The sequence below is a fragment of the Promicromonospora citrea genome (assembly GCF_013004695.1).
Lineage (GTDB): Bacteria > Actinomycetota > Actinomycetes > Actinomycetales > Cellulomonadaceae > Promicromonospora > Promicromonospora citrea.
In genome coordinates, this window is record NZ_JABEMG010000116.1 from 1 (window position 1) to 14,144 (window position 14,144).

Annotated in this window: 12 protein-coding genes; 8 read left to right on the top strand and 4 right to left on the bottom strand. The window is 75.0% G+C overall.

Translation table 11 applies throughout. From position 1 onward, the window contains the following. Positions 1-123: 123 nt before the first annotated feature. Genes HLB15_RS18245 through HLB15_RS18255 form a run of 3 tightly spaced genes read right to left on the bottom strand, consistent with a single transcriptional unit; the run spans position 124 to position 1,750 of the window. The gene (locus HLB15_RS18245) at positions 124-381 is read right to left on the bottom strand and encodes a DUF6510 family protein (protein WP_171107277.1); all 258 of its coding nucleotides are present in this window, start codon (positions 379-381) and stop codon (positions 124-126) included. Then, on the bottom strand, positions 378-1,160 hold the full coding sequence (locus HLB15_RS18250) for an FAD-binding oxidoreductase (RefSeq protein WP_171107279.1): 783 nt from the start codon (positions 1,158-1,160) through the stop codon (positions 378-380). The genes HLB15_RS18245 and HLB15_RS18250 overlap by 4 nt, the downstream gene beginning before the upstream one ends. Then, entirely contained in the window at positions 1,157-1,750 is a 594-nt protein-coding gene (locus HLB15_RS18255; protein WP_171107281.1) for a molybdopterin-dependent oxidoreductase, read from the bottom strand. Before HLB15_RS18255 ends, HLB15_RS18250 begins: the two co-directional genes overlap by 4 nt. 74 nt (positions 1,751-1,824) lie before the next feature. Between HLB15_RS18255 and HLB15_RS18260 the strand changes: the two genes are divergently transcribed. The 6 genes from HLB15_RS18260 (at position 1,825) to HLB15_RS18285 (ending at position 10,877) form a co-directional block, all read left to right on the top strand. Further along, a complete protein-coding gene (locus HLB15_RS18260) occupies positions 1,825-2,778 on the top strand; it encodes an RNA polymerase sigma-70 factor (protein WP_171107282.1) in 954 nt (317 codons plus the stop codon). A 114-nt stretch (positions 2,779-2,892) separates the two neighbouring features. Then, on the top strand, positions 2,893-4,080 hold the full coding sequence (locus tag HLB15_RS18265; protein ID WP_171107284.1) for an NAD(P)/FAD-dependent oxidoreductase: 1,188 nt from the start codon (positions 2,893-2,895) through the stop codon (positions 4,078-4,080). A gap of 28 nt (positions 4,081-4,108) precedes the next feature. Continuing rightward, positions 4,109-5,797 carry an NAD(P)/FAD-dependent oxidoreductase gene (locus HLB15_RS18270; protein ID WP_171107286.1) on the top strand — a complete coding sequence of 563 codons (1,689 nt, stop codon included), beginning with the start codon at positions 4,109-4,111 and terminating at the stop codon, positions 5,795-5,797. A gap of 101 nt (positions 5,798-5,898) precedes the next feature. Continuing rightward, positions 5,899-8,010 carry an MSCRAMM family protein gene (locus HLB15_RS18275; RefSeq protein ID WP_229784953.1) on the top strand — a complete coding sequence of 704 codons (2,112 nt, stop codon included), beginning with the start codon at positions 5,899-5,901 and terminating at the stop codon, positions 8,008-8,010. Positions 8,011-8,067: 57 nt separating this feature from the next. Beyond that, on the top strand, positions 8,068-8,568 hold the full coding sequence (locus HLB15_RS18280) for a hypothetical protein (protein ID WP_171107290.1): 501 nt from the start codon (positions 8,068-8,070) through the stop codon (positions 8,566-8,568). 125 nt (positions 8,569-8,693) lie between these two features. Further along, positions 8,694-10,877, top strand: coding sequence for an RICIN domain-containing protein (locus HLB15_RS18285; RefSeq protein ID WP_229784954.1), 2,184 nt, complete (start codon positions 8,694-8,696; stop codon positions 10,875-10,877). A 20-nt stretch (positions 10,878-10,897) separates the two neighbouring features. Here the strand turns inward: HLB15_RS18285 and HLB15_RS18290 are convergent, their stop codons facing one another. Further along, the gene (locus HLB15_RS18290) at positions 10,898-11,638 is read right to left on the bottom strand and encodes an SDR family oxidoreductase (RefSeq protein WP_171107293.1); all 741 of its coding nucleotides are present in this window, start codon (positions 11,636-11,638) and stop codon (positions 10,898-10,900) included. A 101-nt stretch (positions 11,639-11,739) separates the two neighbouring features. Here HLB15_RS18290 and HLB15_RS18295 point away from each other — a divergent pair, with 101 nt between their 5' ends. Both HLB15_RS18295 and nhaA read left to right on the top strand, forming a co-directional pair. Then, the gene (locus HLB15_RS18295) at positions 11,740-12,567 is read left to right on the top strand and encodes a helix-turn-helix transcriptional regulator (protein ID WP_171107295.1); all 828 of its coding nucleotides are present in this window, start codon (positions 11,740-11,742) and stop codon (positions 12,565-12,567) included. A gap of 43 nt (positions 12,568-12,610) precedes the next feature. Continuing rightward, the gene (gene nhaA / locus HLB15_RS18300; protein ID WP_229784955.1) at positions 12,611-14,014 is read left to right on the top strand and encodes a Na+/H+ antiporter NhaA; all 1,404 of its coding nucleotides are present in this window, start codon (positions 12,611-12,613) and stop codon (positions 14,012-14,014) included. Positions 14,015-14,144: the final 130 nt, after the last annotated feature.

Sequence of the window (14,144 nt, forward strand, 5' to 3'; positions counted from 1 at the left end):
GACGGCCCCGCGTACGACGGCCCCGCCTACGACAGCCCCGCCTACGACAACCGGACGCGGCGGGGCCGCGCGACGTCGGGCGGCCCGCGCCACGCCTGACCGGGCGCGGCCCGGCCGCCGGCGTCAGCGCCGCAGCTCGACCGCGCTGAGGCCCGCCAGGCTGACCATGACGCGGTCGCCCGCGTCGACGAACGTCGCGAGCACCTGGTCGCAGCCCGCGCAGCGGGCCACGAGTCCCGGCGCGTCGGTGAAGACCATGGCCTCGGCGAGAGGGCTGGTGCGGCCGCAGCCGGCGCACCGCCCCCGCGCGGTGGTCACGTCGGCCGTGAAGATCTCGGAGAGGGCGCCCGCGAGCACGTTGCCGTCAAGGTGGTGTGTCATGTGAGGCCTCCGAAGCGTTCGGTGTGGATGTCGCCCGCGGCGTGACCCAGCTCCTGGAGCCAGCCCGCCACCGTCTCGACGAAGCCCGTCGAGCCACAGACGTAGACGCGCGGCCGCTCGGCGGCCGGCAGGACGCGGGCGGCGAACGACTCCCGCGTGAGACGCCCGACGACGTCGGCCGTGCCCTCGGGCGCGCGCCGGGTGTACACGAGGTCGAGAGCGAGGGTCGGACCCGCCAGCGCGGCGAGCTCGTCGGCGAACCAGACGTCGTCCGGCGTGCGGACGGAGTAGAGCAGGCGGAAGGGCGTCTCGTCCGCCGCGGCGGCGTGGGCAGCGGCCATGGCGTACAGGGGGACGACGCCGGAGCCCCCCGCGACGAGCTGGACCGGGCGGGTGCTCTGCCCGGGGCGCCAGACGAAGAACGCGCCGAGCGGCCCGTGCAGCTCGAGCTGGTCGCCCGGCCGCACGTCGCGGACCAGGAACGGGGAGACCTCGCCGTCGGGCACCTCGTCGACCGCGAGGACCACCTGGCCGGGCGACCCGGGTGCGGCCGGCGTCGACGCCGCGACGGAGTAGGAGCGGCTCGCCTGGTAGCCGTCGGGCGCGGTGAGGCGCAGGTCGAGGTGCGCGCCCGCCTCGCTGCCCGGCCACGTGGGCACGTCGAGCACCAGCCGCACGGCCGTCGGCGTCTCGCGGCGGGTCTCGGCGACGGTCGCGACGTGCCAGGCCGGGCGTGTCCGTGGCCGGGCGAGCGTCGATGCCGCGGGCTCCGTGCTCACCAGTACCGCTCCTCCTTCCACGGGTCGCCGTAGATGTGGTAGCCGTACTGCTCCCAGAACCCGGGCTCGTTGTCCGGCATCATCGTGAAGCCGCGCAGCCACTTGGCGCTCTTCCAGAAGTACAGGTGCGGCACGAGCAGCCGCGCCGGGCCTCCGTGCTCGGGGTCCAGCGGTGCGCCGTCGGCCTCGACCGCGACCCAGGCCTTGCCGTCGAGCAGGTCCTCGAGCGGCACGTTCGTCGTGTACCCGCCGTAGGAGTGCGCCATGACGAACTCGTGCTCGGACTCGACGTCCTCGAACACCTTGTCGAGGCTGACGCCGCGCCACTCCATGCCGAGCCGGGACCAGTGGGTCACGCAGTGGATGTCGACCGTCACGTCCTCGACGCCGAGGGCGAGCAGCTCGTCCCACGACCAGCGGTGCTCCGTGCCCGTCTCGTCACGCACCGTGAGGGCCCAGTCGCCCGTGTCGATCTGCGGTGTGGGGCCCGCGCTGAGCACCGGCCAGTCCTGCACCAGCGTCTGCCCGGGTGGCAGGCGGTCGTCCCGCTCCCGTCGGCGACCGGAGAAACCTCGGGTGGCGAAGGACATGGCGGCTCCCTCCCGGCGAACGGTGCCCGCCGCGGGCACCGGCACGATGGTGGGACCAGCGTAGGGTCGGCCTCATGACGACGCAGCCCCTGCGCCCGGGTGATCTCGACACGTTCGAGGCGTCCCGGCCCCGTCTCGAGGCCATCGCGTACCGCCTGCTCGGTTCGGCGTCCGAGGCGGAGGACGCCGTCCAGGAGACCTACCTGCGCTGGGAGGCGGCGGACCGCGCGCAGATCCGGGTCCCGGAGGCGTGGCTCACCCGCGTGCTGACGAACCTCTGCCTGACGCAGCTCACGTCGGCGCGGGCCCGGCGCGAGGTCTACGTGGGGCAGTGGCTGCCCGAGCCCGTGCTGGGCGGGGACCCGATGCTCGGTCCCGCCGACACCGCGGAGCAGCGCGACTCGGTGTCGACGGCGGTGCTCCTGCTCATGGAGCGCCTCGCGCCGACGGAGCGCGCTGTCTACGTGCTCCGCGAGGCGTTCGGGTACTCGCACGCGGAGATCGCGGACCTGGTCGGCCTCAGCGAGGCGGCCAGTCAGCAGGCGCTGCACCGGGCCAGGCAGCACCTCGCCGAGCGGCGTGCCCGCGCGGCGGTCGACGCCGCCGAGGCACGGCCGGTCGTGGAGGAGTTCCTGGCCGCCGCGACGAGCGGCCGCCTCGAGCCGCTCGTGCGGCTGCTCACGGAGGATGCCCAGGGCGTGGGCGACGGCGGCGGCACGGTCGCGGCGCGCCGCACGCCCGTGCTCGGCGCGACGGCGGTGGCGCGGTTCCTGCGCGGCCTGTTCCGGCCCGCGGACGCCAAGCGCGCGCAGCTCGGCGGCAGCCCGGACGTCTACGCATGGACCGCCAACGGGATGCCCGCCCTGGTCGGCGTCGTCGGCGAGCAGGTGGTGGGCGTGATGACGCTCGAGGTCACGGACGAGGGCATCGCTGCCGTCCGGACCCAGGTGAACCCGGACAAGCTCGGCCGCGCGGCGCGGCAGTGGGCCGCCGCCGACCACGGGGAGCCGCTCGTGCGCGGGTGGTGACCGCCCGTGGGCGTGTGACGCACGTCACCGTCCCGGGGTGTCAGGGATCGCTGCGCTGCCCGGTTCAAGGGGCGCGAACATCCCACCCACACTCCGACACGGAACGAGGACCCCATGAAGCACCGCATCGTCATCCTCGGCGCCGGCTACGCGGGTCTGCTGGCCGCGGGCCGGCTGGGCCGCCGTCTGCACGGCGACGACGTCACGGTCACCCTGGTCAACGCCGAGCCCGACTTCGTCGAGCGGGTCCGCCTGCACCAGCTCGCCGCGGGACAGCACCTGCCCGCGCGCCCGCTCGTGCGCATCCTGGCAGGCACCGGCGTCGCGCTGCGCGTCGCGCACGTGACGGGCGTCGACGTCGAGCGCCGGGTGGTCGCCGTGACCGCCACCGACGGCGCGGGCACCGAGGAGCTGTCCTACGACACGCTGGTCCACGCCCTGGGCAGTGCACCGGCCGACCCGGGCGTGCCCGGCGTCGCCGAGCACGCCGACGAGCTGGCGAGCCGGCCCGGTGCCCTGCGGCTGCGGGAGCGGCTCGCGGGTCTCGGCGCGGGCGGCCGCGTGGTCGTGGTCGGCGGCGGGCTCACCGGGATCGAGGCGGTCACGGAGATCGCCGAGGCCCGCCCCGATCTCGACGTCGCGCTGGCCGCGCGGGGTGGGCTCGGTGACTGGCTCTCCGACGCGGGGCGGCGGCACCTGCGCCGCGCGCTCGTCAGGCTCGGCGTCACGGTGCACGAGCGCACGGACGTCGCGGCCGTGCGGGCCGGTGCGGTCGAGACCCGCGACGGCGCGGTGCTGCCCGCCGACGTCACGGTGTGGGCGACGGGCTTCGCGACCCACCCGCTCGCCGCTGCCGCGGGGCTCGAGGTCACGGCGCAGGGGCGGATCGTCGTCGACGGCACCATGCGGTCGGTCTCCCACCCCGACGTCTACGCGGTGGGCGACGCCGCCCAGGCCGAGGGGCCGCTCGGCAACCCGCTGCGCATGTCCTGCGCGTCGGGCGGGCCGATGGCGTGGCAGGCCGCCGACGCGATCGTCGCGCGCCTGACCGGCGGCCGGCTGCCGCACATGCCGCTCGGCTACGTGCACCAGTGCATCAGCCTCGGCCGGCGGGACGCCGTCATCCAGCTCGTGACGCCCGACGACCGGGCGCGGTCGGCCGCCCCGGGCGGGCGGGCCGCCGCCTGGTACAAGGAGCTGATCTGCGCCTCCGCGGTGTTCCTCGCGGCGCACCCGGCCCCGGTGCCGGTGCGGCGCCGCCGGCTGGTGGCGGCAGCCTCACCCGCCGTCGCCCGGCCGTAGGGCGGCCCCGCCGTCTACGCTGGGCGCCATGCACGACAGACCCGTCATCCTGCTGGTCGGCGGCGCGCACGCCGACGTCATGGAGCAGGAGTTCCGCGCCCGTTACGACCGGGACTACCGCGTCGAGGCGGCGGTCGGCGCGGAGGCGGGACTCGAGCGGGCGCGTGAGCTCGTCGCCGACAAGGCGCAGATCGCGATGGTCGCCGCCGAGCACGGCCTCGGCGACGCCTCCGCCGTCGAGCTCCTGCACCAGGTGCCCGCCGTCGTCGCGACCGCCCGGCGGATCGCCCTCGTCCCGTTCGAGATCTTCGGCGAGACGGTCGGCGAGCTGCGGGCGGCCGCGCTGCGCCGGGACATGGACACGTTCGTGCTCCTGCCCCGCGGGCCGCGCGACGAGGAGTTCCACACCGCGCTCATCGAGCTGCTCTCCGACTGGAACTGGTCGGTGGGCCGGCCCGTCGTCACGGTGACCGACGTCGTCGCGGAACCCAAGGACCGCGACGCGGCGGCGATCCGCGACCTGCTGGAGCGGCTCGGCTTCCCCTACCGCTCGCTCACGCCGGCCGACGACGCCGCGGCGGCCGTGCTCGAGGCCGCCGGGCCGGGCGCCGAGCTGCCGGTGGTCAGCACGCACACCGGCCGCGTCCTCACCGCGGCGACACCGGCCGCGGTGAACGAGGCGATGTACGGCGGCTTCGACTCGATCCCGGACGGCGTCATCGCCGACGTCGCGATCGTCGGCGCGGGCCCGGCAGGCCTGGCCGCCGCCGTCTACGCGGCGTCGGAAGGGCTGGCCACCGTCGTGATCGAGCGCGACGCGATCGGCGGGCAGGCGGGGTCGAGCTCGATGATCCGCAACTACCTCGGGTTCCCGCGCGGGATCTCGGGGATGCGGCTCGCGCAGCGCTCGCGCATCCAGGCGGGCCGGTTCGGGGCGCAGTTCTTCTCGGGGCGGCCCGCGATCCGGATCGAGCCGGGACCGCCGGACGAGCCCGAGCACCACCACGTGCACGTGCCCGGAGCGCAGCTCTGCGCGCGCACGGTCGTCCTGTCCAACGGCGTGACCTACCGGCGCCTCGGCGTGCCCGGCATCGAGGACCTCGTGAGCGCGGGCGTCTACTACGGCGCGGCGACGTCGATGGCGCGCGAGATGCAGGACAGGGACGTCTACGTGGTCGGCGGCGGCAACTCCGCCGGCCAGGCCGCCGTCCACCTCGCCAAGTTCGCGGGCGGCGTGACCATCCTCGTGCGGCGCGACAGCCTCGCCGAGACGATGTCCGACTACCTGGTCCGCGAGATCGAGGCGACGCCGACCATCCAGGTGCGCACGCGCACCGTCGTCGTGGACGGCGGCGGCGACGGCTGGCTCAGGTGGCTGCTGCTCGAGGACCTCGACACGGGCGAGCGGACCAAGACGACGGCCGACGCCCTGTTCTGCCTGCTCGGCGCCGAGCCCGACTGCACGTGGCTGCCCGAGGGCGTGGCGCGCGACGCCCGCGGGTTCGTGCTCACCGGCCGCGACGTGCCGCGCGAGGCGTGGGCCGACGGTCGGCCGCCCGCGAGCCTCGAGACGACCGTGCCCGGAGTGTTCGCCGTCGGCGACGTGCGGGCCGGGTCGATGAAGCGCGTCGCCTCGGCGAGCGGTGAGGGCGCCTCGGTGCTGCCGCTCGTGCACGCGCACCTGGCGCGGCTGCGGGCCCGCGAGTTCGGGGCCTGAGCGCCCGAGCCGGCATCCCGGACACCGGACATTCACGGCGAAGCGCATGCATTCGCATGCTTGCCCGCGCGCCCACGGGGCACCGCTCCTACCGTGTGCACGTGAAGCGCACTGCAGGGGGCCTGGGCGTGGTGGCGGCGGCTGTCCTCGTCGCCCTCGGAGCCGTCACCCCGACCGCGTCGTCCGCCGTCGCCTCGACGCTCGTCCCGGCCGGCACCGCCCCGGCCGCCGCGACAGGGGGCTGGGCGGACTGGGAGCCGCTCGACGGCGCCCCCGGCGACTGGTCGACGACGGTCCGCCTGCCCGCGACCGGGTTCCCCGCCGCGACGGTCACCTCCGACGCGCGGGGCGGCGTCGGCGTCGTCTCCGGGGCGTCGAGCTGGCTGGGGCCCGCGACGCCGCCCGGCGAGGTCTTCGGGTCCAGCCGCGGCCAGGCGTACCTGAACCTCCGGCCGCAGGCCGACCGGGCGGACGCGCCGTCCACCACGACCTACACCTTCGAGCGCCCGACGCCGGGCGGCGGCTGGGCCTTCGTGCTCGGAGACATCGACGCCGACCGGGCGGTCGTGACGGCGCTCGGCGCGGACGGCCGCGAGCTGACCGCGGGCGAGCTCGGCTGGCAGGGCGGCTTCAACTACTGCGGCGGTGCCGGGTCGCCGTCGTGCGTGGGGGACCCGGCCGACGTGGCGACGTGGGACCCCGGGACGCAGGAGCTGGCCGGCAACGCCGCGGCGGCGGACACCGCGGGCGCGGCCGGCTGGTTCCGGCCGACGACGCCCGTCGCGAGCCTGACCGTCACGTTCTTCCGGCGCACCGGCTTCCCCGTGTACCAGACCTGGTTCGCCTCGCTGGGCCGCGACGTCGCGGGCACGGTACGGCTCGTGGACGCGGCGGGCACGCCGCAGGGCGTGCTGCCGGACGCGCGGCTGACGCTGTTCGCCGCCGACGGCACGGAGATCGCCACCACGACCTCCGACGCGAGCGGGCAGTACGGGTTCGACGGGGTCACCGCGGCGCCCGGGTACCGCGTCGAGCTGACGGACCTGCCCGAGGCGGGCGAGCTCCACCCGCACGGGCTCGTCGCGGTGGGGGAGCGGGTCGCCGACGAGATCGACCTGCGCGAGGCCGACGCGACCGGCGTGGACTTCGCGGCGCGTGACGTCGTGCCGGTCGCGGTGAGCGGCACGGTGCTGACCGACGACGGCGACCCCGTGGCCGGCGCGACCGTCACGCTCGCGCCCGTAGGCGGCGGGGCCGTCCTCACGGCCGTGACGGACTCGACGGGCGCCTACCTCGTCGACCGCGTGGGTCAGGACGGAGTGGTCGGGCTGCCGCAGCAGTACACGTTCGCGCTCAGCGGGCTGCCGGAGGGCTTCGTCGTCGGCTCGGCGCCCGACCCGGTCACCGTCCGGCCGGGGCAGGAGGAGCCGAGCACCGGGAACGACTTCGTGGTCCGTGCACCTGCGTCCGTCTCCGGCACGGTGACCTCGGGCGGCGAGCCCGTCGCGGCCGTCGTCGTGCGGATCGACGGGGAGGGCGGTGCCGCGGGCACGACGACGGGCGCGGACGGCACCTACCGGTTCGAGGACGTGCTCCCGGGCGACCACACGGTGACCGTCGAGGCGCCCGACGGCTACCGGCCGGACGGACCCGACGCGCGGGACGTCACGGTCGGGCGCGACGACGTCACGGGCGTGGACTTCGCGCTCGTCACGCCCGGCGCGGTCGGCGGTACCGTGACCGACCCCGCGGGGGAGCCCATGGGGGGCGTCACGGTCACCGTGACCGGGCCGGACGGCGCCGTCGAGCGGGTGACCGACGCCGAGGGCGGGTACTTCGTCGGCGACCTCCCGCAGGGCGACCACACGGTCGCCGTCACGGTGCCGGACGGGTGCGCGGCCGAGGTCACCGAACGCACCGTGACGATCACGGCGGCGGGTGAGAGCCTGCTCGCCGAGGACTTCGTCGTCGCCTGCGGGCCGGAGCCGAGCGCGTCGCCGAGCCCCTCGGCGACCGGCTCCCCGAGCGCGGGGCCGACCGGCAGCCCGAGCCCCGAGCCCGGGCCGGGACCCGGTGGCCCGGACCGCGGTGACCTCGCGGCGACCGGCGCCATGGTCGGGTCGGTCGCGCTCGCGGCCGCCGTGCTCGCCGGCGTGGGCGTCGGCCTGGTGCGCGCCTCGCGCCGGATACCGCCCCCGCCGAGCGGCCGCTGACGCCCGCGGGGCAGGCGATGGCATCACGCACCCCGTGAGATGCGGAAAGATGCGCGCATGAGGTTTGAGTACTTTGTGGCTCCTGACGACGAGACGGCGGTCCTGACGATCGACGGCGGTGAGATCGACGGAGCCGTGGCATCCCACGTGGTCGACCCCGCCTCGGTGCTGGGCCAGCTCGAGCGGCTCCTCGGTGGCCCCACCGCCGACGACGGCCTGCGCAGCGCCCAGCTCGTCGCCGAGAGCCCCGACGGCGCCCGGCTGCTGATCCGGCTGTCGAACCACCTGGTGACGCTGTTCGGCATGGTGCGACCCGCCACGCTGGACGACGTCGTGAAGCACTGGTCGCGCTCGCGGCGGTTCCGCCGGGCCGAGCCGGAGGATCTCCACGCCTTCGCCGCGGGCCTGCACGAGCTGTGCCGGGGCGGCGGCAAGCGCGTGTACTGCCGCGCCACGGCCGACGAGAGCGAGCTCGCCGCGGCCATGGCGCCCGCGGGCGCCCCGGCGGGCGGGGCGGAAAACTCCGACGAGCCCCGCCCGCTCCCGCGGCGTCGATAGGGATTCCCCTTACTGACAGGTTAGTAAGGGCCTCCGTAGGGTGAGGTGCCGCCGCGACGACGCGGCGCCACACCCTGCCGGAGGCTGTCATGTCGGGTTTTCTGGTCCCCTCTCTGGTCCCACGAGTGCGCGCACGGGCGCGCGCCGTGGTCGGCGCGCTGGGCGCGCTCGTCCTCGCCGGCCTGCTGGGGGTGGTGGCGACGCCCGGCGCGGCCGCCGCCACCACGGGCACCGTCGTCGGTGCGGGCAGCGGGCGCTGTCTCGACGTCACCGAGGGCTCGACGGCGAACGGCACCCGCCCGCAGGTCTGGGACTGCACGCCGAACAACGCGAACCAGTCGTGGACCTTCGCCGACGACGGTTCCGTGCGCGGCCTCGGCAAGTGCCTCGACGTCGCGGACGGGTCCACGGCGGACGGCGCCGTCGTCCACCTCTGGGACTGCTACGCGTCCCTGGACAGCCAGAAGTGGACCCTCACCGCGGCGGGCGACCTCGTGAACCGGGCGGCGGACAAGTGCCTCGACGTCGTCGGGGGCGGCACGGCGAACGGGACGCGCCTGCAGCTCTGGAGCTGCACCGGTGCGAGCAACCAGAAGTGGTCGCACCGCGGCGGCTCGGTGCCGCAGCCGGACCCGGACCCCGTGCTCCCCGACCCGGCCAACCCGGACCTCGGGCCGAACGTGTCGGTCTTCGACACCTCGATGTCCCGCAGCGCGATCCAGGCGCAGCTCGACCGGGTCTTCGCCGCGCAGGAGGAGAACCAGTTCGGGCCCGAGCGGCACGCGTTCCTGTTCTACCCGGGCTCGTACGACGTCGACGTGAACGTCGGCTTCTTCACTCAGGTCGCGGGCCTCGGCCTCGTGCCGGACGACGTGAACGTCAACGGCCACGTGCACGTCGAGGCCGACTGGTGGCCGGACGGCTCGCAGAACGCCACGCAGAACTTCTGGCGCTCGGCCGAGGGTCTGTCCGTCACCCCCGCCGACGGCAACGACCGCTGGTCGGTCTCGCAGGCCGCGCCGTACCGCCGCATGCACCTGCGCGGCAACCTCGCCCTGTCCGACGGCGGCTGGTCGTCGGGCGGGTTCATCGCCGACTCGCGGATCGACGGCACCATCGACTCCGGCTCGCAGCAGCAGTTCCTCACCCGGAACTCCGCGATGGGCCGCTGGGTGGGCTCCAACTGGAACCAGGTGTTCGTCGGCACCCAGGGCGCGCCGGCGGACAGCTTCCCGGCGCCGCCGTACACGACGCTGCCCACCACCCCGAAGATCGCCGAGAAGCCGTACCTCTACGTCGACGACAACGGCTCCTACCGGGTCTTCGTCCCCGCGGTGCGGACCGGCACGACCGGCACGACCTGGGCGGACGGCGACCCCGCGGGCCGGTCGCTGCCCATCGCCGACTTCCACGTCGTGCGCCCGGGCGACTCCGCGGCGAGCATGAACGCCGCGCTGGCCGCCGGCAAGCACCTGCTGGTCACCCCCGGTACCTACCCGGTGAACCAGACGCTCCAGGTGACCCGGCCCGACACGGTCGTGCTCGGCCTCGGCCTCGCCACCTTCGTGCCGCAGGGCGGCATCGACGCCATGCACGTGGCCGACGTCTCCGGGGTGCGGCTGGCGGGCATCATGTTCGACGCCGGCACCGGAGGGTCCGAGGTGCTGCTCCGGGTCGGGCCGCGCGGCGCCGCGGCCGACCACGCCGCGAACCCGACGGTCCTGTCCGACGTGTTCCTCCGGGTGGGCGGCTCGATCGCGGGCCGCGCGGTGATCAGCATGGAGGTCAACAGCGACGACGTCATCGGCGACCACGCCTGGATCTGGCGCGCCGACCACGGCAACCCCGGGACCGTCGGCTGGACGGTCAACACCGGCCGCAACGGGCTGATCGTCAACGGCGACGACGTGACGATGTACGGCCTGTTCGTCGAGCACTACCAGCAGTACCAGACCATCTGGAACGGCGAGCGCGGGCGCACGTACTTCTACCAGAACGAGATGCCGTACGACCCGCCGAACCAGGCCGCCTACATGAACGGCTCGACCCAGGGCTGGGCCGCGTACAAGGTGGCCGACTCCGTGACCGACCACCAGGCCTGGGGGCTGGGCAGCTACGCGTACTTCAACGTCAACCCGTCGGTGGTCAACGCGCGGGCGTTCGAGGTGCCCGTGCGGCCGGACGTCCGGTTCCACCACATGGTCACGGTCTCGCTGGGCGGCGTCGGCACGATCCGGCGGGTCATCAACGAGACGGGCGACACGGTCAACAGCTCCCGCCACGAGACGTTCCTGACGACGGGCCCGTGACACCTGCCTCGCGTACCGCCTCAGCGCTGGGCCGCCGGGCGGACGATGATCTCGTTCACGTCGACGTCGGCCGGCTGGGCGAGCGCGTACGAGACGGCGCGGGCGATCGCGTCCGCCGGGATGGTGTTCCGGCGGTAGGTGACCATGAGGTCGCGCGCGCCCGGGTCGGAGATGTGCTGCGCCAGCTCGCTCTCGACCACGCCGGGCGAGATCGTCGTGACCCGGATGCTCGGGTCGGACTCCTGGCGCAGCCCCTCGGTGACCGCCCAGGCGGCGTACTTCGTGGCGGAGTACACGGCCGACGTCGGCGACACCTGGTGCGCGCCGATCGACGCGACCGTCACCAGGTGCCCGCCGCCCTGCCGCCGGAAGTGCGGGAGCACCGCGGCGACGCCGTGCAGCAGCCCGCGCACGTTGACGTCGATCATGCGGTCCCACTCGTCGACCAGGCCGGCGTCGAGCCGCGAGAGCAGCATGACGCCCGCGTTGTTCACAACGACGTCGATGCGGCCGTGCTCGGCCACGACCCGGTCGACGACCGTGCGCACGTCGTCGCGGTCGGTGACGTCGAGGCGCTCGGCGCTCGCGGAGCCGCCGTCGGCCCGGATGCGGGCGACGAGCGCGTCGAGGCGGTCGGTGCGGCGGGCGCCGAGGACGACGTGGTGGCCCTCGCCCGCGAGGCGGAGCGCCGTGGCCTCGCCGATGCCGCTGCTGGCGCCGGTGACGAGGACGATCTTGGGGGTGGTTCGTTCCGTGGTCATACCGACCAGCCTCGGGCGACCCGCCGCCGGCAGGAAGGGGCGCGGTCTTCCTGGGTGCGGCACACCCTGGATGCTCCGGGGAGCGCGGGTACCGTCGAGGGATGACCTCCTCACCGCTCGGCGGCTACCTCCGCGGCCGGCGCGACCAGCTCGCGCCCGAGGCGCTCGGGCTGCCCGCCTCCGGCCGGCGCCGCGTGCCCGGCCTGCGCCGCGAGGAGGTCGCGATGCTCGCCGGCGTCAGCGTCGACTACTACGTGCGGCTCGAGCAGGGCCGCGAGGTCAGCCCCTCGCCCCAGGTGCTCGACGCGCTGGGCGAGGTGCTGCGTCTCGACCAGGACGGGCGGGAGCACCTGTACCGCCTGGCCGGGCTCAGCCCGCGCCCCGCGGCGCCCGCCCCGGTCGAGGAGGTGGACGCGTCGCTGGTCGAGCTCCTGCTCACCTGGCGGGACAGCCCTGCGATCGTGTTCGGCCGGGCGTACGACGTGCTGGCCGCGAACCCGCTGGGCGAGGCCCTGTTCGGCGGGTTCGCCGTCTCGCGCAACCTCGTGCGCCGCACGTTCCTCGACCCCGCGGCGCGGAGCTTCTACCCCGACTGGCCGGACGTGGCCGAGAACACGGTGGCGGGCCTGCGGCTCGCCGACGGCAGGACGCCGGGCGACCCCGCGATCCGCGCGCTCGTCGACGAGCTGCGCGTCAAGAGCCCCGAGTTCGCCGCGCTCTGGGAGCGGAACGACGCGCGGGGCAAGCGGCTGACGACCAAGCGTTTCCTGCACCCCGACGTCGGGTACCTGGAGCTGCGCCTGCACGCGTTCGAGGTCCGCGGGGCGCCGGGGCAGGAGCTCGTGGTGTACCACGCGACCCCGGGCTCGCCGTCCGCCCAGGCGCTCTCGCTGCTCGGCTCGGTCGCGGCGACCCGCGCCATCGGCTGACACGCGCCGCCAGAGACCCCCGCCGTCTGAGATCCTAGGTCCCGTGGCAGATCGGATATCCCCTGGCGTCCCCACCCAGCCAGGCCCGCGGCCCCGTGTCGACATCCCGTACCCCCGGCTCTCGCCCGGCCTGCGGAGCTACTTCGCCACCGAGGGCGGCGGCGCGACCCTGCTGCTCGCGGCGTCGGCCGTCGCGCTCGTCTGGGCGAACGTGGCGGGCGGCTCCTACCACCACCTCTGGGAGATGCCGGTCAACCTGACGGTCGGCACGTGGGAGCTGCACCTGACCCTGCACCACTGGGTCAACGACTTCCTCATGGCCATCTTCTTCCTGGTGGTCGGCGTCGAGGTGAACCGCGAGCTCACGGTCGGCGAGCTGCGCAGCTTCCGCGCCGCCTCCGTGCCGCTGTTCGGCGCGATCGGCGGGCTCGCCGTCCCCATCGGCCTCTACCTGCTCATCAACCCCACCCTGCCCGACGCCGCGGGGTGGGGCCTGCCGATGTCCACGGACACCGCGTTCGTCATCGGGGTGCTCGCCCTGGTCGGGCCGCGCTGTCCCGACCAGCTGCGCATCTTCCTGCTGACGCTCGCGATCTTCGACGACATCGGCGCCATCGCGCTGCTCGGCATCTTCTACTCCGACCAGCTCATGGTCGGTGCCCTGCTGCTGGCCGCCGCGCTCGTGGTGGTGCTGTTCGCGATGCGGTGGATCGGCATCTGGCAGATCACGCCCTACCTGCTGGTCGGCGTCGTGCTGTGGGTCGTCGTGCTGCAGTCGGGGCTGCACCCGACGCTCGCGGGCGTCGCGGTCGGCCTCGCGGTGCCGACCGCACGGCGTGGCCACGACGACGAGGCGCGCTGGTACTTCGGTGTCTACGGGCGGGCGCTCATGGAGGAGCTGGACCCGGCCCGCTCGCGCCTGGCGGTGAGCGCCGCGCGGTCCGCGGTGCCGGCGAGCGACCGCCTGCTCGACGCGCTGCACCCCATGAGCTCGTTCGTGGTCGTGCCGGTGTTCGGCCTGGCCAACGCGGGTGTGGAGCTGTCCGGCGAGGCGATCGGCGCGGCGATGTCGAGCCCCGTCACGCTGGGTGTGCTCGTCGGCCTCGTGTTCGGCAAGGCCGTCGGGGTGTTCGGCGGCGCGATGGTCGCGCTGGTCACGGGGCTCGGCGCACTGCCCGGCCGGGTGCGCTACGGGCACCTGGTGGGCGGCGCGTTCCTGTGCGGCATCGGCTTCACCATCGCGCTGTTCGTCACCGAGATCGCCTTCGACGACGAGGCCCTGATCAACGAGGCGAAGGTCGGCGTGCTCGCCGGGTCGCTGCTGGCGGGGGTCATCGGCGCCCTCGTGCTGCGGTACTTCGGCGAGCGGCTCCCGCTGTGCTCGCCGAACGAGGCGCAGGGCGGCCCGCCGCCGCTGCCCGAGGGGGTGTGGCGCGCGCCGGCGTGACGCGTCCCGGGACCGGGGTCGCGCCGCGCGGCCTCAGTTGCCCAGGATGGCCGCCAGCACGTCGAGGTGGTCGGCCACCCGGCCGGCGGTGAGCATGCCGCTGCCCGCGGCCGTCTCGCCGGCGGCGGGC